Annotated in this window: 29 protein-coding genes; 28 read left to right on the plus strand and 1 reads right to left on the minus strand. The window is 63.3% G+C overall.

The window, feature by feature from the left end:
• Nucleotides 1–72 precede the first annotated feature (72 nt).
• The 3 genes from rpoC to RAD16_RS21225 all read left to right on the plus strand — a co-directional run bounded on the left by rpoC (nucleotide 73) and on the right by RAD16_RS21225 (nucleotide 8,694).
• Entirely contained in the window at nucleotides 73–4,272 is a 4,200-nt protein-coding gene (gene rpoC, locus RAD16_RS21215; RefSeq protein WP_326900383.1) for a DNA-directed RNA polymerase subunit beta', read from the plus strand.
• Nucleotides 4,273–4,464: 192 nt separating this feature from the next.
• Entirely contained in the window at nucleotides 4,465–6,525 is a 2,061-nt protein-coding gene (locus RAD16_RS21220; RefSeq protein WP_458159828.1) for an FAD-dependent oxidoreductase, read from the plus strand.
• A gap of 132 nt (nucleotides 6,526–6,657) precedes the next feature.
• A complete protein-coding gene (locus RAD16_RS21225; RefSeq protein ID WP_458159829.1) occupies nucleotides 6,658–8,694 on the plus strand; it encodes an ABC transporter ATP-binding protein in 2,037 nt (678 codons plus the stop codon).
• Here the strand turns inward: RAD16_RS21225 and RAD16_RS21230 are convergent.
• Nucleotides 8,604–9,860: an FAD-dependent oxidoreductase gene (locus tag RAD16_RS21230; protein WP_458159830.1), complete on the minus strand. Its 1,257-nt coding sequence runs from the start codon at nucleotides 9,858–9,860 to the stop codon at nucleotides 8,604–8,606. The genes RAD16_RS21225 and RAD16_RS21230 overlap by 91 nt on opposite strands.
• A 686-nt stretch (nucleotides 9,861–10,546) precedes the next feature.
• Here RAD16_RS21230 and rpsL point away from each other — a divergent pair.
• The 25 genes from rpsL (at nucleotide 10,547) to rplO (ending at nucleotide 24,439) form a co-directional block, all read left to right on the plus strand.
• Nucleotides 10,547–10,918: a 30S ribosomal protein S12 gene (gene rpsL, locus RAD16_RS21235; protein ID WP_007603006.1), complete on the plus strand. Its 372-nt coding sequence runs from the start codon at nucleotides 10,547–10,549 to the stop codon at nucleotides 10,916–10,918.
• Between the two features lie 15 nt (nucleotides 10,919–10,933).
• The gene (gene rpsG / locus RAD16_RS21240; protein ID WP_008136420.1) at nucleotides 10,934–11,404 is read left to right on the plus strand and encodes a 30S ribosomal protein S7; all 471 of its coding nucleotides are present in this window, start codon (nucleotides 10,934–10,936) and stop codon (nucleotides 11,402–11,404) included.
• A 33-nt stretch (nucleotides 11,405–11,437) separates the two neighbouring features.
• The gene (gene fusA, locus RAD16_RS21245; protein ID WP_326900409.1) at nucleotides 11,438–13,510 is read left to right on the plus strand and encodes an elongation factor G; all 2,073 of its coding nucleotides are present in this window, start codon (nucleotides 11,438–11,440) and stop codon (nucleotides 13,508–13,510) included.
• A gap of 40 nt (nucleotides 13,511–13,550) precedes the next feature.
• Nucleotides 13,551–14,741: an elongation factor Tu gene (tuf, locus tag RAD16_RS21250; RefSeq protein ID WP_200455586.1), complete on the plus strand. Its 1,191-nt coding sequence runs from the start codon at nucleotides 13,551–13,553 to the stop codon at nucleotides 14,739–14,741.
• Nucleotides 14,742–14,825: 84 nt separating this feature from the next.
• On the plus strand, nucleotides 14,826–15,134 hold the full coding sequence (rpsJ, locus tag RAD16_RS21255) for a 30S ribosomal protein S10 (RefSeq protein WP_002712302.1): 309 nt from the start codon (nucleotides 14,826–14,828) through the stop codon (nucleotides 15,132–15,134).
• A gap of 52 nt (nucleotides 15,135–15,186) precedes the next feature.
• Nucleotides 15,187–15,900, plus strand: a complete 714-nt coding sequence (gene rplC / locus RAD16_RS21260) for a 50S ribosomal protein L3 (RefSeq protein WP_027554153.1) — start codon at nucleotides 15,187–15,189, stop codon at nucleotides 15,898–15,900.
• A 1-nt stretch (nucleotide 15,901) separates the two neighbouring features.
• Nucleotides 15,902–16,522 (plus strand): 50S ribosomal protein L4, encoded by a 621-nt coding sequence (gene rplD / locus RAD16_RS21265; protein ID WP_458159831.1) that lies wholly within the window; start codon nucleotides 15,902–15,904, stop codon nucleotides 16,520–16,522.
• Nucleotides 16,519–16,821, plus strand: a complete 303-nt coding sequence (locus tag RAD16_RS21270) for a 50S ribosomal protein L23 (RefSeq protein ID WP_458159832.1) — start codon at nucleotides 16,519–16,521, stop codon at nucleotides 16,819–16,821. The genes rplD and RAD16_RS21270 overlap by 4 nt, the downstream gene beginning before the upstream one ends.
• Before the next feature lie 12 nt (nucleotides 16,822–16,833).
• On the plus strand, nucleotides 16,834–17,667 hold the full coding sequence (gene rplB / locus RAD16_RS21275; RefSeq protein WP_188104663.1) for a 50S ribosomal protein L2: 834 nt from the start codon (nucleotides 16,834–16,836) through the stop codon (nucleotides 17,665–17,667).
• 12 nt (nucleotides 17,668–17,679) lie between these two features.
• Nucleotides 17,680–17,958 (plus strand): 30S ribosomal protein S19, encoded by a 279-nt coding sequence (rpsS, locus tag RAD16_RS21280; protein WP_008136357.1) that lies wholly within the window; start codon nucleotides 17,680–17,682, stop codon nucleotides 17,956–17,958.
• A 10-nt stretch (nucleotides 17,959–17,968) separates the two neighbouring features.
• Nucleotides 17,969–18,355, plus strand: coding sequence for a 50S ribosomal protein L22 (rplV, locus tag RAD16_RS21285; protein ID WP_008136353.1), 387 nt, complete (start codon nucleotides 17,969–17,971; stop codon nucleotides 18,353–18,355).
• 17 nt (nucleotides 18,356–18,372) lie between these two features.
• Nucleotides 18,373–19,098 (plus strand): 30S ribosomal protein S3, encoded by a 726-nt coding sequence (gene rpsC / locus RAD16_RS21290; RefSeq protein WP_254132183.1) that lies wholly within the window; start codon nucleotides 18,373–18,375, stop codon nucleotides 19,096–19,098.
• Between the two features lie 30 nt (nucleotides 19,099–19,128).
• The gene (gene rplP / locus RAD16_RS21295) at nucleotides 19,129–19,542 is read left to right on the plus strand and encodes a 50S ribosomal protein L16 (protein ID WP_008136349.1); all 414 of its coding nucleotides are present in this window, start codon (nucleotides 19,129–19,131) and stop codon (nucleotides 19,540–19,542) included.
• A gap of 5 nt (nucleotides 19,543–19,547) precedes the next feature.
• Nucleotides 19,548–19,754, plus strand: coding sequence for a 50S ribosomal protein L29 (gene rpmC, locus RAD16_RS21300; RefSeq protein WP_008136348.1), 207 nt, complete (start codon nucleotides 19,548–19,550; stop codon nucleotides 19,752–19,754).
• A 13-nt stretch (nucleotides 19,755–19,767) separates the two neighbouring features.
• A complete protein-coding gene (rpsQ, locus tag RAD16_RS21305; RefSeq protein ID WP_458159833.1) occupies nucleotides 19,768–20,016 on the plus strand; it encodes a 30S ribosomal protein S17 in 249 nt (82 codons plus the stop codon).
• Between the two features lie 84 nt (nucleotides 20,017–20,100).
• The gene (gene rplN, locus RAD16_RS21310) at nucleotides 20,101–20,469 is read left to right on the plus strand and encodes a 50S ribosomal protein L14 (protein ID WP_007603030.1); all 369 of its coding nucleotides are present in this window, start codon (nucleotides 20,101–20,103) and stop codon (nucleotides 20,467–20,469) included.
• Nucleotides 20,469–20,783, plus strand: coding sequence for a 50S ribosomal protein L24 (gene rplX, locus RAD16_RS21315; RefSeq protein WP_007603031.1), 315 nt, complete (start codon nucleotides 20,469–20,471; stop codon nucleotides 20,781–20,783). Before rplN ends, rplX begins: the two co-directional genes overlap by 1 nt.
• On the plus strand, nucleotides 20,776–21,333 hold the full coding sequence (gene rplE / locus RAD16_RS21320; protein ID WP_011088141.1) for a 50S ribosomal protein L5: 558 nt from the start codon (nucleotides 20,776–20,778) through the stop codon (nucleotides 21,331–21,333). Before rplX ends, rplE begins: the two co-directional genes overlap by 8 nt.
• Before the next feature lie 46 nt (nucleotides 21,334–21,379).
• Entirely contained in the window at nucleotides 21,380–21,685 is a 306-nt protein-coding gene (gene rpsN, locus RAD16_RS21325) for a 30S ribosomal protein S14 (RefSeq protein WP_057745473.1), read from the plus strand.
• 14 nt (nucleotides 21,686–21,699) lie between these two features.
• Nucleotides 21,700–22,098: a 30S ribosomal protein S8 gene (gene rpsH, locus RAD16_RS21330; protein WP_028137017.1), complete on the plus strand. Its 399-nt coding sequence runs from the start codon at nucleotides 21,700–21,702 to the stop codon at nucleotides 22,096–22,098.
• Nucleotides 22,099–22,114: 16 nt separating this feature from the next.
• On the plus strand, nucleotides 22,115–22,648 hold the full coding sequence (gene rplF, locus RAD16_RS21335) for a 50S ribosomal protein L6 (protein WP_458159834.1): 534 nt from the start codon (nucleotides 22,115–22,117) through the stop codon (nucleotides 22,646–22,648).
• 11 nt (nucleotides 22,649–22,659) lie between these two features.
• The gene (gene rplR / locus RAD16_RS21340; RefSeq protein WP_007603036.1) at nucleotides 22,660–23,022 is read left to right on the plus strand and encodes a 50S ribosomal protein L18; all 363 of its coding nucleotides are present in this window, start codon (nucleotides 22,660–22,662) and stop codon (nucleotides 23,020–23,022) included.
• Between the two features lie 44 nt (nucleotides 23,023–23,066).
• Nucleotides 23,067–23,660 (plus strand): 30S ribosomal protein S5, encoded by a 594-nt coding sequence (rpsE, locus tag RAD16_RS21345; RefSeq protein ID WP_008136332.1) that lies wholly within the window; start codon nucleotides 23,067–23,069, stop codon nucleotides 23,658–23,660.
• A gap of 23 nt (nucleotides 23,661–23,683) precedes the next feature.
• Complete coding sequence (rpmD, locus tag RAD16_RS21350; protein WP_458159835.1) at nucleotides 23,684–23,878, plus strand: 50S ribosomal protein L30; 195 nt, start codon at nucleotides 23,684–23,686, stop codon at nucleotides 23,876–23,878.
• Nucleotides 23,879–23,953: 75 nt separating this feature from the next.
• Nucleotides 23,954–24,439 carry a 50S ribosomal protein L15 gene (gene rplO / locus RAD16_RS21355; RefSeq protein ID WP_018322273.1) on the plus strand — a complete coding sequence of 162 codons (486 nt, stop codon included), beginning with the start codon at nucleotides 23,954–23,956 and terminating at the stop codon, nucleotides 24,437–24,439.
• Nucleotides 24,440–24,482 lie beyond the last annotated feature (43 nt).

The following is a 24,482-nucleotide window of genomic DNA, read 5'->3' on the forward strand; positions in this document are numbered from 1 at the left end:
TGAGGGCAGGGCGCCCCGCTAAGTGATTTTCGAATTTGCGGCCGGAGGCGACCGGCACGCGAGGAGAAGACGATGAACCAAGAAATTATGAATCTCTTCAACCCGACGACGCCGGCTCAGGTCTTCGACCAGATCCGGATCTCGATCGCGTCCCCAGAGAAGATTCTGTCCTGGTCCTACGGCGAGATCAAGAAGCCGGAGACCATCAACTACCGTACCTTCAAGCCCGAGCGCGACGGCCTGTTCTGCGCCCGCATCTTCGGACCGATCAAGGACTATGAGTGCTTGTGCGGCAAGTACAAGCGCATGAAGTACAAGGGCATCATCTGCGAGAAGTGCTCGGTCGAGGTCACGCTGTCGCGCGTCCGGCGCGAGCGCATGGGCCATATCGAGCTCGCGGCCCCCGTTGCCCACATCTGGTTCCTGAAGTCGCTGCCCTCGCGCATCGGCCTTCTGCTGGACATGACGCTGAAGGATCTCGAGCGGATCCTCTACTTCGAATATTACGTCGTTCTCGAGCCGGGTCTCACCGCGCTCAAGGACCGTCAGCTGCTGTCGGAAGACGAGTATCTGAAGGCGCAGGACGAGTACGGCCAGGACAGCTTCACCGCCATGATCGGCGCCGAAGCGATCCGCGAGCTGCTCAAGGGCATGGACCTCGAGAAGCTCGAAGCTTCCTTGCGCATCGAGATGCAGGAGACCGACTCCGACATCAAGCACAAGAAGCTCGCCAAGCGCCTGAAGATTGTGGAAGCGTTCCGCCACTCCGGCAACAAGCCGGAATGGATGATCATGACCGTGGTTCCGGTGATTCCGCCGGACCTGCGTCCGCTGGTGCCGCTCGACGGCGGCCGCTTCGCGACCTCGGACCTCAACGACCTCTACCGCCGCGTCATCAACCGCAACAACCGCTTGAAGCGGCTGATGGAGCTGCGCGCGCCTGACATCATCATCCGCAACGAGAAGCGCATGCTTCAGGAAGCGGTCGATGCGCTGTTCGACAACGGCCGCCGCGGCCGCGTCATCACCGGCGCCAACAAGCGCCCGCTGAAGTCGCTCGCCGACATGCTCAAGGGCAAGCAGGGCCGGTTCCGTCAGAACCTGCTCGGCAAGCGCGTCGACTATTCGGGCCGTTCGGTGATCGTGGTCGGTCCCGAGCTGCGCCTGCATCAGTGCGGCCTGCCGAAGAAGATGGCGCTCGAGCTGTTCAAGCCGTTCATCTATTCGCGGCTTGACGCTAAGGGCCTGTCCACCACGGTGAAGCAGGCCAAGAAGCTGGTCGAGAAGGAGCGGCCCGAGGTCTGGGACATCCTGGACGAGGTCATCCGCGAGCATCCGGTGCTGCTGAACCGCGCGCCGACGCTGCATCGCCTCGGCATCCAGGCGTTCGAGCCCGTGCTGATCGAGGGTAAGGCGATCCAGCTTCACCCGCTGGTCTGCTCCGCGTTCAACGCCGACTTCGACGGCGACCAGATGGCCGTGCACGTCCCGCTGTCGCTCGAAGCGCAGCTGGAAGCGCGCGTGCTGATGATGTCGACCAACAACATCCTGCATCCGGCGAACGGTCAGCCGATCATCGTGCCGTCGCAGGACATCGTGCTCGGTCTCTACTACGTCTCGATCATGCGCGAAGGCCTGCCCGGCGAGGGCAAGGTGTTCGGCGACATGGCCGAGCTCGAGCACGCGCTGCACGCGAAGGTCATCCACCTCCACACCAAGATCAAGTACCGGTGGGAAGGCATGGACGAGACCGGCAAGGTCTCCAAGCGCTGGATCGAGACCACCGCCGGCCGCGTCATGCTCGGCAATCTGCTGCCGAAGAACCCGCGCGTCACGTACGAGATCATCAACAAGCTGATGACCAAGCGCGAGATCTCGGGCGTCATCGACCAGGTCTACCGTCACTGCGGTCAGAAGGAGACTGTGATCTTCTGCGACCGCATCATGGCGCTCGGCTTCTACAACGCGTTCAAGGCCGGCATCTCGTTCGGCAAGGACGACATGGTCGTGCCGAACTCCAAGTGGAAGATCGTCGACACCACCCGTACGCTGGCGAAGGATTTCGAGCAGCAGTACAACGACGGTCTGATCACCCATGGCGAGAAGTACAACAAGGTCGTCGACGCCTGGTCGAAGGCCACGGAAGAAATCGCCAAGGCGATGATGAAGGAGATCTCCTCCACCAAGAAGACGGCGAGTGGAGCGGATGCCGACATCAACTCGATCTACATGATGGCTCACTCCGGTGCCCGCGGTTCGCCGGCCCAGATGCGCCAGCTCGCCGGCATGCGCGGCCTGATGGCCAAGCCGTCGGGTGAGATCATCGAGACGCCGATCATCTCGAACTTCAAGGAAGGCCTCTCGGTTCTCGAGTACTTCAACTCGACCCACGGCGCCCGTAAGGGCCTCGCGGACACCGCGTTGAAGACCGCGAACTCGGGTTACCTGACCCGTCGTCTGGTCGACGTCGCGCAGGACTGCATCATCACGCAGTCGGACTGCGGCACCAAGCTCGGCATCAAGATGCGCGCCATCGTCGATGCCGGCACCGTGGTCGCTTCGCTCGGCTCGCGCATCCTCGGACGCACGGCCTGCGAAGACATCCGTGACAGCTCCGGCAAGGTGATCATCAAGCGCGACACGCTGATGGAGGAAAGCCATCTGGACGCCATCCAGCAGGGTGGTGTGCAGGAGGTGAAGATCCGCTCGGCACTGACCTGCGAACTCGTCAACGGCATCTGCGGCAAGTGCTACGGCCGCGACCTCGCCCGCGGCACGCCGGTCAACCACGGCGAAGCGGTCGGCGTCATCGCGGCGCAGTCGATCGGCGAGCCGGGCACCCAGCTCACCATGCGCACCTTCCACATCGGTGGTGCGGCGCAGCTCAACGAGCAGTCCTTCGTCGAAGCCAATTTCGACGGCAAGATCGTGATCAGGAACAAGGCCATCGCCCGCAACAGCGAAGGTCACCTGGTGGCGATGGTGCGCAACATGGTGGTGGCGATCGTCGATGCCGACGGCACCGAGCGTGCGACGCACCGCGTCCAGTACGGCTCGCGTCTGCATGTCGACGAGGGCGACATGGTCAAGCGCGGCCAGCGCGTCGTCGAGTGGGATCCCTACACCCGTCCGCTCCTCACCGAAGTCGAAGGAACCATCGGCTTCGAGGATCTGGTCGAGGGGCAGTCGATCTCGGAAACGCTCGACGAGGCCACCGGTATCGCCAAGCGCGTGGTCATCGACTGGCGCTCGACCCGCGGCGGCTCGGACCTGCGTCCGGCCATCGTGGTCAAGGGCAAGGACGGCAAGGTGCTCAAGCTCGCCCGTGGCGGCGATGCCCGCTACATGCTGTCGGTCGACGCCATTCTCTCGGTCGACGTCGGAGCCAAGGTCAATCCGGGCGACATCCTCGCCCGTGTCTCGACCGAAAGCGCCAAGACGCGTGACATCACCGGCGGTCTGCCGCGGGTGGCGGAACTGTTCGAGGCACGGCGTCCGAAGGATGCGGCGATCATCGCCGAAATCGCGGGCACCATCCGGTTCGGGCGCGACTACAAGAACAAGCGTCGCATCTCGATTGAGCCGATGGACAAGACCGAGGAGCCGCGCGAGTACCTGATCCCGAAGGGCAAGCACATCCACCTTCAGGACGGCGACGTCGTCGAAAAGGGCGACTTCATCGTTGAAGGCAACCCGGCGCCGCACGACATCCTTGCGGTCAAGGGCATCGAGGAGCTTGCGGCCTACCTGGTCAACGAAATCCAGGAGGTCTACCGGCTCCAGGGCGTGCTCATCAACGACAAGCACATCGAGGTGATTGTCCGTCAGATGCTCCAGAAGGTGGAAGTCACCGACCAGGGCGACACGGACATGATCTCCGGCGAGCAGGTCGACAAGATCGAGTTCGACGCGCTGAACGAGAAGGCCAAGGAAGAGGGCAAGAAGCCCGCCACGGGAACGCCGGTTCTGCTCGGCATCACCAAGGCGAGCCTGCAGACCCGCTCGTTCTTCTCGGCGGCTTCGTTCCAGGAGACCACCCGCGTCCTCACGGAAGCGGCGGTCAACGGCAAGGTCGATCCGCTCGAGGGCCTCAAGGAGAACGTCATCGTCGGCCGGCTGATCCCGGCGGGCACTGGCGCCTCCATGGCCAAGATCCGCGAAGTCGCGATGAAGCGCGACAAGCTGATCCTGGACGAGCGCGAGAAGCAGGCGGCCGTCGTGCCGCCGGCCGCGCCGGAAGCCGAGCCCATGGCACTGCCGCCCGCGGAATAATGGTTCATCCGTAGGAATACGAGGACAACGAAAAGGCCGGCGAAAGCCGGCCTTTTTGCTGCTTTGTTTGCCTGTTGCGGTGCAGGATCAACCTTTGTTCATCTTTCCTTCAGACGCAAAAGCGCTTCTGCTAGGGGAGCTTAGACCGGTGGATCCCGTGACGGGGGCAGGGCCGGAGACCACGGAACTGATATGCTTGATCTCGCAATCGTAGGCGGCGGCCCCGGCGGGCTGATGAGTGCCTGGTACCTGAAGCGTAAGCTCGGCGACCTCTGCCGCATCACCATCTATGAAGCGTCCGACCGGCTCGGCGGCAAGATCGTCACTCGCAAATTCGATTCGGCGCCCGCGATGTACGAGGCCGGCGTTGCCGAGATCTACGACTACTCGATGACGGGTCCCGATCCGCTGCGCGAGCTGATCCAGCATTTCGGCCTGCAGACGATTCCGATGGACGCCGAGCAGGTGCAGTTCGGCGGCGAGCTGCTCAACGACGTTCCGGGCATGCGCCGCAAATACGGCGCCAAGACCGCGGATGCGATCGAGTCGTTCCGCAAGCGCTGCGCCGAGGCGATGTCGCCGATCGAATATTACGAAGGCGTCGGCGCCCACGACAACGAGAATCCCTGGGCCTACAAGACCGCCGAGCAGGTGCTCGACGAGGAGGTCGAGGACGAGACCGCCAAGCGATTCTTCAAGGTGATGGCGCGCTCGGACATCGCGACCGAGAGCCACAACACCAACGGCCTCAACGCGCTCAAGAACTACCTGATGGATGTCGACGGCTATATCGGCCTCTATTCCATCCAGAACGGCAACGAGCAGCTGGTTGAGTGCCTGCAGTCGGAAGTGAATGCCGACATCCAGCTCAATCATCGCGTGCTCACCGTCGGCAAGGCGCCGACCGGCCGCTACCAGCTCAAGATGATGAACGGCAAGGGGCCGGAGACGCGCGATTTCGATCTCGTGCTGGTCTGCCTGCCGCATTCCTGGCTCGCCACGCTCGGCTGGGAAGGCGAGCAGCTGCGCAAGTCGATGGTCAAGCACGTCTCCTATTTCGACCGTCCGGCGCACTATTTGCGCGTCTCGATCCTGTTCGATACCCCGTTCTGGGGCGAGAAGATTCCCGGCGCCTGGTTCATGTCGGAAGCCTTCGGCGGCTGCTGCGTCTACAACGAGGGCGCGCGCCACGACGTCGGCAAGCACGGCGTGCTGAACTGGCTCATTCCCGGCTCCGACGCGCTGGCCTTCGCGAACCTGACGGACCAGGAGCTGATCGACGCCGCGCTGAAATCGCTGCCGGCCTCGCTCGGCGATGCACGTGCGCATTTTCTGGAAGGCAAGATCCACCGCTGGCTGTCGTCGGTGAACGCGCTGCCGGGCGGTCTGCCCGTGCGCGACGTCATGACCAACCACCGGCCCGAGCCGAAGGAACATCCCGGCATCGTCGTGGTCGGCGACTATCTGTTCGATTCGACACTGAACGGTCTGCTCGACTCCTCTGATGCGGCGACCGACATCATCCTCACCGAGATGATGCGCCTGCGCCGCGAGCGCGCGCAGGAGGAGGGGGAGGTCTCGGACAAGATCGACCGCGACTATTTCGAGAATTATCGCGGCCTCGGCCCCTATAGTGAGGTGTGGAAGCAGTTCACCGATCCCGATTACCTCAGCGAGCTGATCGGCATCGTCTGGGGCAAGGCCAAGGGCGCCAAGCTGCTGGTCGCGGGCTCGGCCAGCGGCGAGCTGGTCGGCGCGCTGCGCGATCGCGGCATCGACGCCTGGGGCATCGAGAACAACCGCGCCATCCACGCCAAAACGCCGAAGGCGCTGAAGAAGTACAACAAGCTCGGCTCGATCACCGACATGCCGTTCAAGGACGGCTCCTTCGACTTCGTGTTCGAGACCAGCCTCTGCCACATTTCCCCGAAGCAGGTGGTCCGCGCAATCCGCGAGCTCAACCGCGTGGTCAAGACCGGCCTCGTGTTCGGCTCGATCACCTCGGACATGGCATCGGTGGTGATCGACCGCTACGACCTGCTGCGCGGGGTCAAGAAGCTCGGCACCTGGTGGGAATGGTCGGAACTGTTCTTCGGCAACGGCTTCGACCTGTCGATGCACCGCAAGGACTGCACAGATGCGCTCTGGGAGGCGACGCTCGCCGCGGGCAAGGGCCCGGGCCAGTGGTACGCCGACGCCGATAGTCTGCGCTATTCCTTCTTCGACAAGGTCGAAGACGAGGACGACGACTAGTCGCAAGGGTCGGGTGAATTCGCCAATTGCTTTGCCGAATTCATCCTGATCGCATAGAATCGGTGCGATAGCGGTTGCCGCTATTTCCTGCGTTCTCTGCGGTCATGCCGGCCGTCAACATCGGTTGGTTTCATGGCGTCCAAGCCTCTCTCGCCCGACAAACAGAAGCTCGCCGCCGACGAGGCGGCCGAGCTCGACGACAAGCTCGCCGTCGCCAAGCCCGATCTCGAAGACGACGAGGACGACGAAGACGAGGAGGACGACGAGCTGGAGATCGATGACGACGATGAGGATGAGGACCTCGTCGTCTTTACCGCACGCGAGGCCGCCGGCGCGCTTGCGACGATCCTGGGTTTCGTCAAGCCGTTCCTCGCCGACTACAAGCGGATGCTGTCATTCGTGGCGTTCGGCGTCGTCGTCGAGACGCTGTTCAACGTCATCATGCCGCTCAGCCTGAAGTACCTGATCGACGATGCGCTCGGCGAGGAGGACTTCCATGCGCTCTACAAGATCCTCGGCGTGCTCGCGGTCGCCGGCATCTTCACCTCGATCATCGCGGTCTGGTACGAGCGTTGGGACGCGCGGCTGGCCGCCTGCATCATTTCCGACGTCCGCAAGCGCCTGTTCGAGCACGTCCAGGATCTGCCGGCGGCCTATTTCGGCCGCACCAAGCGCGGCGAGATCCTGTCGCGTTTCTCGGTCGACCTCTCGGCGTTCGAAGGCTCGGTGAAGACCTTCGCCAACAGCGCGGCGCTGCCGTTCCTGGAACTGATCGCCGGCATCATCCTGATGTTTTTTTTGAACTGGCAGCTCGCGGTCGTCGCGCTGCTGGTGTTCCCGATCACGCTGATCGGCCCGCGCATCCTCACCCCGAAGGCGGTGCAGGCCAATTACGAGCAGAAGCAGAACGAGAGCGCGCTGCTCGGCATGGTGCAGGAGAACGTCGCGGCGCAGGCGGTGATCAAGGCGTTCAGCCTGCAGCGCAAGATGTTCGGCTTCTTCCGCTTCCGCAACGACGAGACCCGCAACAAGATCGCCTCGGCGGCGTTCCTGTCGACCATGGTGGAGCGCACCGTCACCATCTCGGTGCTGATGCTGCACCTCGTGGTGCTCGCGATCGGCGCGTATCTGGCGACCAAGGGCCAGATCACCATCGGCACCTTCGTCACCTTCGAGAGCGCGTTCTGGGAGGTGTCCTACAACATCGCCCATGTGATGCATTTCATCCCGGTGTCGATCTCCTCGGCCGCCGCGATCCGCCACATCCAGGAACTGCTGGACGAGCCGACCCGCGGCGCCGATCGTCCCGGCGCGCCCGATCTGCCGCGCATCACCAACGACATCACCTTCGACCACGTCACCTTCCAGTACGAAAACAGTCAGACGCCGGTGCTGGACAATCTCAGCCTCAAGCTCAAAGTCGGCAAGAGCATCGCCGTCGTCGGCCCCTCGGGCTCCGGCAAGAGCACGCTGCTCAACCTGATCCTGCGGCTCTACGTGCCCGACGAGGGGCGCGTCACGATCGACGGCGTCGACGTGCGCAAGGTGACGCTGGATTCGCTGCGCCGGAGCATGGCGGTGGTGTTCCAGGAGAACATGCTGTTCAACATGTCGATCCGCGAGAACATCCGGCTCGGCAAGGAAGGCGCGACCGACGAGGAGGTGGAGGAGGCCGCCAAGAAGGCCGAGATCCACCGCTACATCATGAGCCTGCCGCAGCGCTACGACACGCCGGTCGGCGAGCGCGGCGATACGCTGTCGGGCGGCCAGCGTCAGCGCATCGCGATCGCGCGCGCGATCATCCGCAATCCGTCGGTGCTGCTGCTTGACGAGGCCACCTCGGCGCTCGACCAGACCACGGAAGCTGCGATCAACCGCACGCTGCTGAAGGTCGCGAAGGGCCGCACCATGATCTGGTCCACCCACCGCCTGACCTCGGTGGTCGAAATGGACGAGATCATCGTGATCTCAGGGGGCAGGGCGATCGAGCGCGGCTCGCATGCCGAGCTTCTCGCCAAGAACGGCACCTATCGCAGGCTGTGGAACGACCAGATCCACCAGCCGCATGGCGCGGCGGCTCAGGCCGACGACGACAGCGACGATGATGACGACGAGGAAGAGGACGACCTCGACGAGGATGATGAGGACGAGGACGACGAGGAGGAGTGACCGAGGAAGTTCGGCTCCAGATGGAAGGCTCCTCCAAGCGGCCGCAAGAGTCCCTGAACCGACCAGGCCATGAAGCGCGCCCAGCGTTGCGCCGTCCAATAGGGGCTCGTGTCGATCGAGACCGAGCGGAAGGCGAATGCCTTCGCCGCCGACCATTCGTCGCAATCCCGCTTGACCGGATCGGCGTAGAAGCCAGCGATCTTGCCCGCATCCATGCCGTCGGACGCGAGCCATTGCGGGATATGGACGTTACAGAGCCGCTCGACGTCGGTGAAAACCTTGTCGCAGCCGGTGCCGGCGGCGGGGCAGGAGGTCGCGAACGCATCGCCCACCAAAACGAGGCCCGGCTGGCCGCTTGAATCATTCACATAGAGATCGACCGGGCGGATCTTGATCTCGCCGGGAATGTCGAAGGCGCCGGTGATGCGCTTGAGCCGGGGCAGGGCGGCGTTCAGCGTCTCGCTTGGGGCACGACGCAGCTCGCGCAGCCAGGAATCGTCGAAGCCGCGGTACACGAACAGATTGGCGCGCATCCGTGTGCCGATCGGAAACAGCGTGATGTAGGGGATGCGGTCGCTCGGCCGCTCCGAGAAATAGGTCAGCGCCGGGAAATCGAAGGCATTCCGCCCGGCCGGCAAGACGTCGAACCCGACCGAGATCGAATGGCAGGCGCTGACGACCTTTCGCGCGATGCCGAGCTGGTGGCGCAGGCTGACATTGAGGCCGTTGGCGAGCACGACCAGGCGGGCAGAGATCGTCTCGTCATTGGAGAGGGTGATCCTCTGCCGCTCGGGGCTCGTCTCCACCGCGATCGCCTTCGCGCAGATGCGCGCGACGCTTGCAGGGATTTCGTCGCGGATGGCGTTCACCAGGGAATCGTAGAGGATGTTGAACTGCCGGCTCGGTGCCTTGTCGAGCAGGCGGCCGAAGCGGGCGATCCAGTTCTCGCCGGCAAAGGTTGCGCGGCGCAGCACCGATTCTCCGATTCCGGTCTTCAGGAATCGCTCGACCTGCAGCTGGCCACTGAGTTTTTCGACCCGAAAGTCCGCCGGATAGCTCTCATGCGGATCGATGAGCACTGCCGAAATGCCGGCGCGGCCGAGCATCGCGGCGGCGGTCGAGCCGGATAATCCTCCGCCGATAATGGCAATGTCGGTGTACCGCATGGCGCAAATCTCTGCCGAAGGTGGCAGATTGACGCATCAACAGGAAAAAAAGCCTTAGCAAGAGATATAAAAGTATATTTCTCCCGGGTATAAATTGGTCGGAGGGTAGCGGAACACGGCGGGGGTGCCCATATCGGGGAGGCGCGATGAGTTCGGTAAACGTCGATTTCGGCAGGCGCGGGAAGCGTTTTGAGACTGTCGTTTCACCTTGACTTGACCGATTCTCACTTATAGAAAGCGCCTCACTTAACGACAGGCGGTGAGCATCGCCAAACGTCGGAACGGGCCACCCGTTGACCCTCAGGGATCAAATCCCAAGGGTTGTTGTAAACGGGCACCAACCTCGACGAATGCCGCTCAAACGCTGTCGCTCATAGCTAGGCAATGCCAGTGCGATTCTAGTTCTCTTGAGCTTGTTCTCTTGAGATCGAATTCGGATGCATGACCTCAGTGCGCGGCCCGCGGCTTCAAGCTGACCGGCCTCGATACTGCGGTCCTCTGTGGCGTCGAAGCGCTTTCTGCTCTGCAATGGAGCGGATGGCGCGATTTCGCTTTGTGCGGATTGTTCCGCGGAAGGTGGCCTCGTCGAGCGGGTGGCTCGAAAAGAATTTGCGGTCCCGGCAACGGGCCGCGGCAAAGACAGCGGACCTGACAGGGGCCGCGGCAGAACAAAGGGTAAGGCCAGGATGCCGACGATCAACCAGCTGATCGCTCAACCGCGTGAAGTGCAGAAGTCGCGCAAGAAGGTGCCGGCGCTGCAGCAGTCGCCGCAGAAGCGTGGTGTTTGCACCCGCGTCTACACGACGACCCCGAAGAAGCCGAACTCGGCGCTTCGTAAGGTCGCCAAGGTGCGCCTGACCAACGGCTTCGAGGTGATCGGCTACATCCCCGGCGAAGGTCATAACCTCCAGGAGCACTCGGTGGTCATGATCCGCGGCGGCCGCGTCAAGGACTTGCCCGGCGTGCGCTACCACATCCTCCGCGGCGTTCTGGATACCCAGGGCGTCAAGAACCGTAAGCAGCGTCGTTCGAAGTACGGCGCCAAGCGTCCGAAGTAAGCGGGAACCAAGCCTATGTCTCGTCGCCACTCAGCGGAAAAGCGCGAAGTTCTCCCGGATCCGAAGTTCGGGAACATCATCGTCACCAAGTTCATGAACTCGGTGATGTACGCCGGCAAGAAGTCGGTCGCCGAAGGCATCGTCTATGGTGCGTTTGGTATCATCGAATCCAAGACCAAGCAGAATCCGCTCGGCGTGTTCGAGCAGGCACTCGAGAACGTCATGCCGACGATCGAAGTGCGCTCCCGCCGCGTCGGCGGCGCGACCTACCAGGTTCCGGTCGAGGTTCGTTCGACCCGCCGTCAGGCGCTGGGCATCCGCTGGCTGATCTCGGCTGCGCGCGAGCGCAACGAGAAGACGATGACCGAGCGGCTCTCGGCTGAGCTCCTGGACGCATCGAACAACCGTGGCAACGCCGTCAAGAAGCGTGAAGACGTGCACCGGATGGCGGAAGCCAACCGCGCCTTCTCGCACTATCGCTGGTAACGGCGAAACAAACGGACTCGCAAGGAACACCCCATGCCCCGCCAACATGCCATCGAAGACTACCGTAACTTCGGTATCATGGCGCATATCGACGCCGGCAAGACGACGACGACCGAGCGCATCCTCTATTACACCGGCAAGAGCCACAAGATCGGCGAAGTGCACGAAGGTGCCGCGACGATGGACTGGATGGAGCAGGAGCAGGAGCGTGGCATCACGATCACCTCGGCTGCGACCACCGCCTTCTGGGCCGGCAAGCGCCTGAACATCATCGACACCCCCGGCCACGTCGACTTCACCATCGAAGTCGAGCGTTCGCTGCGCGTGCTCGACGGCGCCGTCTGCGTGCTCGACTCGAACCAGGGCGTCGAGCCCCAGACCGAGACCGTCTGGCGCCAGGGCGACAAGTACAAGGTTCCGCGCATCGTCTTCGCCAACAAGATGGACAAGACCGGCGCCGACTTCTTCAAGTGCCTGTCCGATATCGTTGATCGCCTCGGCGCCAAGCCGATCGCGATCCAGCTTCCGATCGGTGCCGAGAACAACTTCAAGGGTCTCGTCGACCTCGTGAAGATGAAGGGCATTGTCTGGAACGACGAGTCGCTCGGCGCGAAGTTCGACTATGTCGACATTCCGGAAGACATGGTCGACCAGGCCAAGGAATATCGCGAGAAGATGGTGGAAGCCGCCGTCGAGCTCGACGACGACGCCATGGCCGCTTATCTCGACGGCAAGGAGCCGGATGAGGCGACCCTGAAGCGTCTGCTCCGCAAGGCGGTGCTGACCGGTGCGTTCTATCCCGTGCTCTGTGGCTCGGCCTTCAAGAACAAGGGCGTGCAGCCGCTGCTCGACGCCGTCGTCGATTACCTGCCGTCGCCGATCGACGTGCCCGCGATCAAGGGCACCGACGATGCCGGCAACGAAGTCGTGCGCAAGGCGGACGACAAGGAGCCGCTCGCGCTGCTCGCGTTCAAGATCATGGACGACCCGTTCGTCGGCACCATCACCTTCTGCCGCATCTACTCCGGTATCCTGCAGAGCGGCACCGGCGTCGTGAACTCGACCCGCGAGAAGAAGGAGCGCATCGGGCGCATGCTCTTGATGCATGCGAACAACCGCGAAGACATCAAGGAAGCCTATGCCGGCGACATCGTCGCGCTGGCTGGCCTGAAGGAAGCGCGCACCGGTGACACGCTGTGCGATCCCGACAAGCAGGTGATCCTCGAGAAGATGGAATTCCCCGAGCCGGTCATCGAGATCGCGATCGAGCCGAAGTCCAAGGCCGACCAGGAAAAGCTGGGCGTGGCGCTGGCCAAGCTCGCTGCGGAGGATCCGTCCTTCCGCGTGTCGACCGACCAGGAGTCCGGCCAGACCATCCTCAAGGGCATGGGCGAACTCCATCTCGACATCAAGGTCGACATCCTCAAGCGCACCTACAAGGTCGACGCCAACATCGGCGCGCCGCAGGTTGCGTTCCGTGAGCGCGTCACCAAGAAGGCCGAGGTCAAGTACACCCACAAGAAGCAGACCGGCGGTACCGGTCAGTTCGCGGAAGTGTCGATCGTGGTCGAGCCGAACGAGCCCGGCAAGGGCTACGAGTTCGAGTCCAAGATCGTCGGCGGTGCGGTTCCGAAGGAATACATCCCCGGCGTCGAAAAGGGCCTCAACAGCGTGATGAGTTCTGGCGTGGTCGCGGGCTTCCCCGTGGTCGACGTCAAGGTTCAGCTCGTCGACGGCAAGTATCACGACGTCGACTCGTCGGCACTCGCCTTCGAAATCGCATCGCGCGCGGCGTTCCGCGAAGCGCTGCAGAAGGGCAAGTCCGTCCTGCTCGAGCCGATCATGAAGGTCGAAGTGGTGACCCCGGAAGACTACACCGGCTCGGTCATCGGCGACCTGAATTCCCGGCGCGGTCAGATCCAGGGTCAAGACATGCGCGGCAATGCCAACGTCATCAACGCGATGGTGCCGCTCATGAACATGTTCGGTTACGTGAACAACCTGCGCTCGATGAGCCAGGGTCGCGCGACCTTCACCATGCAGTTCGACCACTACGCAGAAGCGCCGGCCAACGTGTCGGCAGAAGTCCAGAAGAAGTTTGCCTGATTGTCGTCGGTCAAGAACTGACGATTGAACGGAGAGTCAAATGGCCAAAGCAAAGTTTGAACGTAACAAGCCGCACTGCAACATCGGCACCATCGGTCACGTCGACCATGGCAAGACGTCGCTGACCGCGGCGATCACCAAGGTTCTCGCCGAAGCCGGCGGTGCGACGTTCACCGCGTACGACCAGATCGACAAGGCGCCGGAAGAGAAGGCGCGCGGCATCACCATCTCGACCGCGCACGTCGAGTACGAGACGCCGAACCGCCACTACGCGCACGTCGACTGCCCCGGCCACGCCGACTACGTGAAGAACATGATCACCGGCGCCGCCCAGATGGACGGTGCGATCCTGGTCGTGTCGGCCGCTGACGGCCCGATGCCGCAGACCCGCGAGCACATCCTGCTCGCCCGCCAGGTCGGCGTGCCCGCGCTCGTCGTGTTCCTCAACAAGTGCGACATGGTCGACGATCCGGAGCTCCTCGAGCTCGTCGAGCTCGAAGTTCGCGAGCTGCTCTCCAAGTACGAATTCCCGGGCGACAAGATCCCGATCATCAAGGGTTCGGCGCTGGCCGCTCTCGAAGATTCGGACAAGAAGCTCGGCCACGACGCCATCCTCGAGCTGATGAAGAACGTCGACGAGTACATCCCGCAGCCGGAGCGTCCGATCGACCAGCCGTTCCTGATGCCGGTTGAAGACGTGTTCTCGATCTCGGGCCGCGGCACCGTCGTGACCGGCCGTGTCGAGCGCGGCATCGTCAAGGTCGGCGAGGAAATCGAGATCGTCGGTCTCCGTGCCACTCAGAAGACCACCGTCACCGGCGTCGAAATGTTCCGCAAGCTGCTCGATCAGGGCCAGGCCGGCGACAACATCGGTGCGCTGCTCCGCGGTACCAAGCGTGAAGACGTCGAGCGCGGTCAGGTTCTGGCCAAGCCGGGTTCGGTCAAGCCGCACACCAAGTTCAAGGCTGAGGCTTACATCCTCACCAAGGAAGAGGGCGGTCGCCACACCCCGTTCTTCACCAACTACCGTCCGCAGTTCTACTTCCGCACCACCGACGTGACCGGTGTCGTGCACCTGCCGGAAGGCACCGAGATGGTGATGCCGGGCGACAACATCGCGATGGAAGTGCACCTGATCGTGCCGATCGCGATGGAAGAAAAGCTCCGCTTTGCGATCCGCGAAGGCGGCCGCACCGTCGGCGCCGGCGTCGTCGCCTCGATCATCGAGTAAACAAGCGAATAGGGAATGGTGAGTGGCGAATAGGGAATTCTATTCGCTACTCGCTACTCGCCACTCACTAAAGAAAGCACGGCAATGAACGGCCAAAACATTCGTATCCGTCTCAAGGCGTTCGACCATCGTATCCTCGATACGTCGACCCGCGAGATCGTGAACACGGCGAAGCGCACCGGCGCGCAGGTCCGCGGACCCATTCCGCTGCCCACCCGCATCGAGAAGTTCACCGTCAACCGTTCGCCCCACGTCGACAAGAAGAGCCGCGAACAGTTCGAGATGCGCACTCACAAGCGCCTGCTCGACATCGTCGATCCGACCCCGCAGACCGTCGATGCTTTGATGAAGCTCGACCTGGCCGCCGGTGTCGACGTCGAGATCAAGCTCTAAGATTTTTGGATCCCGTTCGCGCAAGCGGACAGAAAGAACAGGAAGCAAGCCGATGCGCTCCGGAGTGATCGCACAAAAGGTCGGGATGACGCGGGTCTTTACGGAGGCCGGCGAACATATCCCCGTGACCGTGCTGAAGCTCGGCAATTGCCAGGTCGTAGGCCACCGCACCGAAGAGAAGAACGGTTACGTCGCGCTCCAGCTTGGTTCTGGCGCCCGCAAGACCGTTTACATGCCCAAGGCAGAGCGCGGCCAGTTCGCGGTCGCCAAGGTCGAGCCGAAGCGCCGGGTCGAGGAGTTCCGCGTCACCGCGGACGCCATGATCCCGGTCGGCGCGGAGATCCAGGCCGATCACTTCGTCGTCGGCCAGTTCGTCGACGTCACCGGCACCTCGGTCGGTAAGGGCTTCGCCGGCGGTATGAAGCGCTGGAACTTCGGTGGTCTGCGCGCCACGCACGGTGTGTCGATCTCGCACCGTTCGATCGGTTCGACCGGTGGTCGTCAGGATCCCGGCAAGACCTGGAAGAACAAGAAGATGCCCGGCCACATGGGTGTCGACCGCATCACCACGCTCAACCTCCGCGTCGTTCAGCTCGATGTCGAGCGCGGCCTGATCCTCGTCGAAGGCGCCGTTCCCGGCTCCAAGGGCGGCTGGATCCGCGTGCGCGACGCCGTCAAGAAGCCGCTGCCTAAGGAAGCTCCGAAGCCCGGCAAGTTCAAGGTTGCTGGCGACGCGGAAGCCGCCCCGGCTGCGCAGGAGGCGTGAGATGGAATTGAAGGTCACCACTCTCGAAGGTAAGGAAGCCGGCTCGGTCCAGCTCTCCGACGCCATTTTCGGCCTCGAGCCGCGCGCAGACATCATTGCACGTTGCGTGCAGTGGCAGCTCAACAAGCGCCAGGCCGGCACGCACAAGGCCAAGGGCCGCGCCGAGATCTGGCGCACCGGCAAGAAGATGTACAAGCAGAAGGGCACCGGCGGTGCTCGTCACGGCTCGGCCCGCGTGCCGCAGTTCCGTGGCGGTGGCCGTGCCTTCGGTCCGGTGGTGCGTTCGCACGCCACCGACCTGCCGAAGAAGGTCCGCGCGCTCGCTCTCAAGCATGCGCTCTCGGCCAAGGCCAAGGACGGCGATCTCGTCGTGATCGAGAAGGCCGCGCTGGAAGCCGCCAAGACCAAGGCGCTGCTCGGTCACTTCTCGGGCCTGGGCTTGACCAACGCGCTGATCATCGACGGCGCCGAGCTCAACAACGGCTTTGCCGCCGCGGCCCGCAACATCCCGAACATGGACGTGCTGCCGATCCAGGGCATCAACGTCTATGACATCCTGCGCCGTCAGAAGCTCGTTCTGACCAAGGCCGCCATCGATGCGCTGGAGGCGCGCTTCAAATGAGCAAGAACATCGAGCCTCGCCACTACGACGTGATCCTGTCGCCGGTCGTGACCGAAAAGGCGACGATCGCCTCGGAGCACAACAAGGTGCTGTTCAAGGTGGCCGCCAAGGCGACCAAGCCGCAGATCAAGGAAGCGATCGAGAAGCTGTTCGACGTCAAGGTCAAGAGCGTCAACACGCTGGTCCGCAAGGGCAAGACCAAGGTCTTCCGCGGCAACCTCGGTTCGCAGTCGAACACCAAGCGCGCGATCGTGACCCTCGAAGAGGGCCACCGGATCGACGTCACCACCGGTCTGTAAGGTCGTACGACGATGGCACTGAAGACATTCAATCCCACGACGCCGGGCCAGCGCCAGCTGGTCATGGTCGATCGTTCGGCCCTGTACAAGGGCAAGCCGCTGAAGGCGCTCACCGAGGGCAAGAAGTCCTCGGGCGGTCGCAACAACACCGGCCGCATCACCGTGCGCTTCCGCGGCGGCGGTCACAAGCAGACGCTGCGTACCGTCGACTTCAAGCGCGAGAAGGTCGACGTTCCCGCGACCGTCGAGCGGCTGGAGTACGATCCGAACCGCACCGGCTTCATCGCCCTGATCAAGTATCAGGACGGCGAGCAGGCCTACATCCTGGCGCCGCAGCGCCTCGCCGTGGGTGATACCATCGTCGCCGGCAACTACGTCGACGTGAAGCCGGGCAACGTCATGCCGCTCGGCAACATGCCGGTCGGCACGATCATCCACAACATCGAGGTCAAGATCGGGAAGGGCGGCCAGCTCGCCCGTTCCGCCGGCACCTACGCCCAGCTCGTCGGTCGCGACCAGGACTACGTGATCATCCGCCTGAACTCGGGTGAGCAGCGTCTGGTGCACGGCCGTTGCCGCGGCACGATCGGCGCGGTGTCGAACCCGGATCACATGAACACCTCGATCGGCAAGGCCGGTCGCAAGCGTTGGATGGGCCGTCGCCCGCACAACCGCGGTGTCGCAATGAACCCGATCGACCATCCGCACGGCGGTGGTGAAGGTCGTACCTCGGGCGGTCGTCACCCGGTCACCCCGTGGGGCAAGCCGACCAAGGGCAAGAAGACCCGCACCAACAAGTCGACCAACAAATTCATTCTCCTAAGCCGCCACAAGCGGAAGAAGTAAGGAACGACGGACATGGTTCGTTCAGTCTGGAAAGGCCCGTTCGTCGAGGGTTCTCTGCTCAAGAAGGCAGATGCCGCGCGCGCGTCCGGCCGTCACGACGTCATCAAGATCTGGAGCCGTCGCTCGACGATCCTGCCGCAGTTCGTCGGCCTGACCTTCGGCGTCTACAACGGTCAGAAGCACGTGCCGGTGGCCGTCAACGAGGAAATGGTGGGTCACAAGTTCGGCGAGTTCTCGCCGACCCGGACCTTCCATGGCCACTCCGGCGACAAGAAAGCCAAGAAGGCTTGAGGATTAAACGATGAGCAAACCTAAGCGCGAACGGAGCCTCGCCGAGAACGAGGCCAAGGCGGTCGCCCGGATGCTGCGGGTGAGCCCGCAGAAGCTCAACCTGGTCGCCCAGCTCATTCGCGGGCGGAAGGCGGCTGCTGCGCTCGCCGACCTGCAGTTTTCGCGCAAGCGGATCGCGGTTGACGTGAAGAAGTGCCTGGAATCGGCTATCGCCAACGCCGAGAACAATCACGACCTCGACGTCGACGATCTCGTCGTGGCGCAGGCCTTCGTCGGCAACGGCCTCGTGATGAAGCGCTTTGCCGCCCGCGGCCGTGGCCGCTCGGGCCGTGTCTACAAACCATTTTCGCAGCTGACGATCATCGTTCGTCAGGTCGAAGCCGAAGCAGCGGCTTAAGGGCGCAGGAGAACACGATGGGTCAAAAGATCAATCCGATCGGTCTGCGTCTCGGCATCAACCGGACCTGGGATTCCCGCTGGTTCGCCGGCAAGCAGGAATACGGCAAGCTCCTGCACGAGGACGTCAAGATCCGCGAGATCCTGCACAAGGAGCTCAAGCAGGCGGCCGTCGCCCGCATCGTGATCGAGCGTCCGCACAAGAAGTGCCGCGTCACCATCCACTCGGCCCGTCCGGGCGTGGTGATCGGCAAGAAGGGCGCCGACATCGACAAGCTGCGCAAGAAGGTCGCGGACATCACGTCGTCCGACGTCGTCATCAACATCGTCGAAATCCGCAAGCCGGAGCTCGATGCGACGCTGGTGGCCGAGTCGATCGCGCAGCAGCTGGAGCGCCGCGTGGCGTTCCGCCGCGCCATGAAGCGCGCCGTGCAGTCGGCGATGCGTCTCGGCGCGGAAGGCATCCGCATCAACTGCTCGGGTCGCCTGGGCGGTGCGGAAATCGCGCGCATGGAGTGGTACCGCGAAGGTCGCGTGCCGCTGCACACGCTGCGCGCCGACATCGACTACGGCGTTGCGACCGCGTTCACGACCTTCGGCACCTGCGGCGTCAAGGTCTGGATCTTCAAGGGCGAGATCCTCGAGCACGATCCGATGGCCCAGGACAAGAGAATGGCCGAAGGCGAGACGGGCGGCAGCAGCGATCGTGGTGGCCGTGGGCGCCGCGATACGGCCGCAGCCTGATCCAGCACAGGAATTTGAGGGCTTAAAGCCATGATGCAACCTAAGAAAACGAAGTTCCGGAAGGCGCATAAGGGCCGCATCCACGGCGTTGCGTCTTCGGGCGCGACGTTGGCGTTCGGCCAGTTCGGCCTGAAGGCGACCGAGCCGGAGCGCGTCACTGCGCGCCAGATCGAAGCCGCCCGCCGCGCGCTGACCCGTCACATGAAGCGCGCCGGCCGCGTCTGGATCCGCGTGTTCCCCGACGTTCCGGTGTCGAAGAAGCCGGCCGAAGTCCGCATGGGCTCCGGCAAGGGTTCGCCGGAATTGTGGGTGGCCCGCGTCAAGCCGGGCAGGGTGCTGTTCGAGATCGACGGCGTCAACACCCAGACCGCGCGCGAGGCGCTGACCCTGGCGGCCGCCAAGCTGCCGATCAAGACGCGCTTCGTCGAGCGCATTGCGGAGTAATGGCCATGGCCCAGATGAAGATCGAAGACATCCGCGCGATGAGCCCCGACCAGCAGGATGACGCCATCCTGAACCTGAAGAAGGAGCGCTTCAACCTGCGCTTCCAGCGCGCCACCGGGCAGCTCGAGAACACCTCGCGCCTGCGCGAGGCTCGCCGTGACATCGCCCGCATCAAGACCGTCGCCGCGCAGAAGCGCGCGAAAGAGAAGTAAGGGGCTTACGAATATGCCGAAACGTACTTTGCAAGGCGTGGTCGTCAGCGACAAGACTGCCAAGACCGTCGTTGTGCGCGTCGATCGCCGCTTCACGCACCCGATCTACAAGAAGACGATCCGCCGTTCGAAGAACTATCACGCGCACGACGAGAACAATCAGTTCAAGCCGGGCGACATGGTGTGGATCGAGGAATCGAAGCCGATTTCGAAGTTGAAGCGCTGGGTCGTGATCCGGGGCGAACACAAGAAAAGCGCCTGATCTGTTGGCTTTAGCCGACTGACTTCAGGGAAATGTTGAGCGCCGGCTGGGCTGGCGCAATTAGAAAGAGGACGAGGTGCATCAATGATTCAGATGCAGACCAACCTCGACGTGGCCGACAATTCTGGCGCACGCCGTGTCATGTGTATCAAGGTGCTCGGGGGTTCCAAGCGCCGCTATGCCACCATCGGCGACATCATCGTCGTCTCGATCAAGGAAGCAATTCCGCGTGGCAAGGTGAAGAAGGGCGACGTGATGAAGGCCGTCGTGGTGCGCGTCCGCAAGGACATCCGCCGCGCCGACGGTTCGGTCATCCGCTTCGACCGCAACGCCGCCGTTCTGATCAACAACCAGTCCGAGCCGGTCGGCACCCGTATCTTCGGGCCCGTGCCGCGCGAACTGCGTGCGAAGAACCACATGAAGATCATCTCGCTCGCGCCGGAGGTGCTGTAATGGCTGCGAAGATCCGCAAGGGCGACAAGGTCGTCGTGCTGACCGGCCGCGACAAGGGCCGGACCGGCGAAGTGTTCGAGGTCCGCCCGGACGCAGGCACCGCGCTGGTGCGCGGCATCAACATGGTCAAGCGTCACCAGAAGCAGACGCAGGCCCAGGAGGGCGGCATCATCTCGAAGGAGTCGCCGATCCAACTGTCCAATATCGCGTATGTCGGCAAGGACGGAAAGCCGACCCGCGTCGGATTCAAGATTCTGGCGGACGGCAAGAAGGTCCGCATCGCCAAGAGCTCGGGAGCTGAGATCGATGGCTGAGGCCGCTTACACCCCGCGCCTGCGCGCGGAATACGATGCGAAGATCCGCACCGCCATGACCGAGAAGTTCGGTTATGAGAACGTGATGCAGGTTCCGCGCCTGGACAAGGTCGTGCTGAACATGGGCGTTGGCGATTCCGTCAACGACCGCAAGAAGGCCGAGACCGCCGCTGCCGAGCTGACCCAGATCGCCGGCCAGAAGGCGATCGTGACCTACTCGCGTATCGCGATCGCGACCTTCAAGCTGCGTGAAAACCAGCCGATCGGCTGCAAGGTCACGCTGCGCAAGGCCCGCATGTACGAGTTCATCGATCGCCTGGTGACGGTCGCGCTGCCGCGCGTCCGCGACTTCCGCGGCCTGAACCCGAAGAGCTTTGACGGCCGCGGCAACTACTCGCTCGGCATCAAGGAGCACATCATTTTCCCCGAGATCGACTTCGACAAGGTCACGGAAGCCCGCGGTATGGACATCACCGTCTGCACCACGGCCAAGACCGACGAAGAGGCGAGGGCCTTGTTGACCGCTTTCAATTTCCCGTTCCGGCAGTGAGACGCTGACCTAAAGCCTCTCAAACGCGGATACCCAGGAGCCAAGCATGGCAAAGAAGAGTTCAGTCGAGAAGAACAACCGGCGCAAGCGGATGGTGAAGAACGCCGCCCCGAAGCGCGAACGGTTGAAGGCGATCATCGCCGACAAGACGCTGCCGATGGAGGAGCGGTTCGCCGCCACCCTGAAGCTTGCGGAAATGCCGCGCAATTCGTCGGCAACCCGCATCCGTCTGCGTTGCGAGCTGTCGGGGCGCCCGCGCTCGAACTATCGCAAGAACAAGCTGTCCCGTATCGCGCTCCGCGACCTTGGCTCCAAGGGCATGGTCCCGGGCCTGGTCAAGTCGAGCTGGTAAGGAGGGTCGTTTAGATGTCTACGCACGATCCAATCAGCGATCTGATCACCCGCATCCGCAACGCGCAGATGCGTTCGAAGAGCAAGGTCTCCACGCCTGGCTCGAAGATGCGCGAGAACGTGCTCGAGGTCCTCAAGACCGAAGGCTACATCCGCGGCTATGCCACGCTCGAGCACTCCTCGGGCCGCAGCGAGATCGAGATCGAGCTGAAGTATTTCGATGGCGAGCCCGTCATCCGCGAGATCGAACGTGTTTCCAAGCCCGGGCGTCGTGTTTACGCCTCGGTGAAGAACCTGCCGCGGGTCAACAACGGACTCGGCATTTCGGTGTTGTCGACGCCGAAGGGGATCATGGCCGACCACAGCGCGCGCGACGCGAATGTGGGCGGTGAAGTCCTCTTCACGGTGTTCTGAGAAGGATTTTTCATCCATGTCACGAGTTGGCAAAAGGCCTGTGGCGGTTCCGTCGGGTGTGACCGCGACCGTCGATGGGCAGACCGTCAAGATGAAGGGGCCGAAGGGCCAGCTTCAGTTCGTCGTCCATGACGACGTCGAGGTGAAGCTCGAGAGCGGCCAGATCAAGGTCAAGCCGAAGACCGAGACCAACCGCGCCCGCGCGCTGTACGGTACCGCTCGCGCCCAGGTCGCGAATCTGGTCGAAGGCGTCACCAAGGGCTTCGAGAAGAAGCTCGAGATCACCGGCGTCGGTTACCGCGCCGCGATGCAGGGCAAGAACCTGCAGCTCGCGCTCGGCTACAGCCACGACGTGATCTACACGATCCCGGAAGGGATCACGATCACCGTGCCGAAGCCCACCGAGATCACGGTGACGGGCAGCGACATCCAGCGCGTCGGCCAGGTCGCCGCCGAGATCCGCTCCTATCGTCCGCCGGAGCCCTACAAGGGCAAGGGCGTGAAGTATGTGGGCGAATTCATCTTCCGCAAGGAAGGCAAGAAGAAGTAACGGAGCCGGTCATGTCCAAAGCCAAGGTTACGAATGCCCGGCGCAAGCGGAGTGTGCGGCTGAAGCTGCGCCGCTCCGGTGGTGGCCGTCCGCGTCTGTCGGTGTTCCGCTCGTCCAAGCACATCTACGCCCAGGTCATCGACGATCTGAAGGGCGAGACGCTGGCCTCTGCCTCTTCGCTCGAGAAGTCGATGCGCGACGGCGGCAAGACCGGCGCCGACATCGATGCGGCGAAGGCGGTCGGCAAGCTGCTGGCCGAGCGCGCCGCCGAGAAGGGCGTCAAGGAAGTCGTGTTCGATCGCGGCAGCTACCTCTACCACGGGCGCGTCAAGGCTCTCGCCGACGCAGCGCGTGAGAGCGGGCTGAGCTTCTAACAGAATTTGAGGATTGAGGCGCAAGCCTCTGAAGGATTGGAAAAATGGCAGAACGCGAACAACGTGGTGGACGCGATCAACGCGGCGGCGGACGTGAACGCAAGGAGCGCGAGGAGCGCGACAGCGAGTTCGTCGACAAGCTGGTCCACATCAACCGCGTGGCCAAGGTCGTCAAGGGCGGCAAGCGCTTCGGTTTCGCAGCGCTGGTCGTGATCGGCGATCAGAAGGGCCGCGCCGGCTTCGGTCACGGCAAGGCGCGCGAAGTGCCTGAGGCGATCCGCAAGGCCACCGAGTCCGCCAAGCGCAACCTGACCCGCGTCTCGCTGCGCGAGGGCCGCACGCTCCATCACGACATCGCCGGCCGTCATGGCGCGGGCCGTGTCTATCTGCGTGCAGCTCCGGCCGGTACCGGCATCATCGCCGGCGGCCCGATGCGCGCCGTGTTCGAGACGCTCGGCGTCCAGGACGTGGTCGCCAAGTCGATCGGCTCGTCGAACCCCTACAACATGGTTCGCGCGACCTTCGACGCGCTGAAGCATCAGGATTCGCCGCGTTCGGTCGCAGCCCGCCGCAACATCAAGGTGTCCACTCTGCAGTCGCGCCGTATCGGTGGCGATGCCGAGGCGGCTGCCGACTAACGGAAGCTCTGGAGTAGACTCCCATGGCCAAGGCCAGCAAGACGATCAAGCTCGAGCAGATCGGCAGCACGATCCGCCGCCATCACTCGCAGCGCTCGACGCTGATCGGACTCAAGCTCAACAAGATCGGTCGCACCAGCGAACTGCAGGATACCCCGGCGGTCCGCGGCATGATCGAGAAGGTTCACCATCTCGTTCGCATCGTCGACGAGAAGTAAGAAGCGGCGTGCGACCCCGAGAGCGGGCTATCCGTTTTCGGTGAAGATCGTGCGCAAGACACAAGGAGAAGGGCGATGAAGCTCAGCGATATCGCCGACAACGCCGGCTCGCGCAAGAAGCGTATGCGCGTCGGCCGCGGCATCGGTTCGGGCAAGGGCAAGCAGTCCGGCCGCGGCGGCAAGGGCCAGACCGCGCGTTCGGGCGTCCGCATCAAGGGTTTCGAAGGCGGCCAGATGCCGATGCATCGCCGTCTGCCCAAGCGCGGCTTCAACAACATCTTCCGCGTCGAGTTCGCCGAGATCAATCTCGACCGGCTCCAGGAAGCGGTCGATGCCAAGAAGATCGACGCCGGCAGCGTCGTGAACGTCGAGGCCCTGGTGAAGGGCGGCGTGCTGCGCCGCGCCAAGGCCGGCCTGCGGCTGCTCGGACGCGGCGAGCTCAAGTCGAAGCTCAACATTGAAGTGCACGGCGCCACCAAGACCGCGATCGCGGCGGTCGAGAAGGCCGGCGGTTCGGTGAAGATCCTCGCCCCTGCCAAGGAAGAAGGCGAGGCGGCGTAACAACTGCGTCATTGGCCCGCGCCCCGCGGGCCTTTACGCATGC

The organism is Bradyrhizobium sp. 18BD (assembly GCF_054185225.1).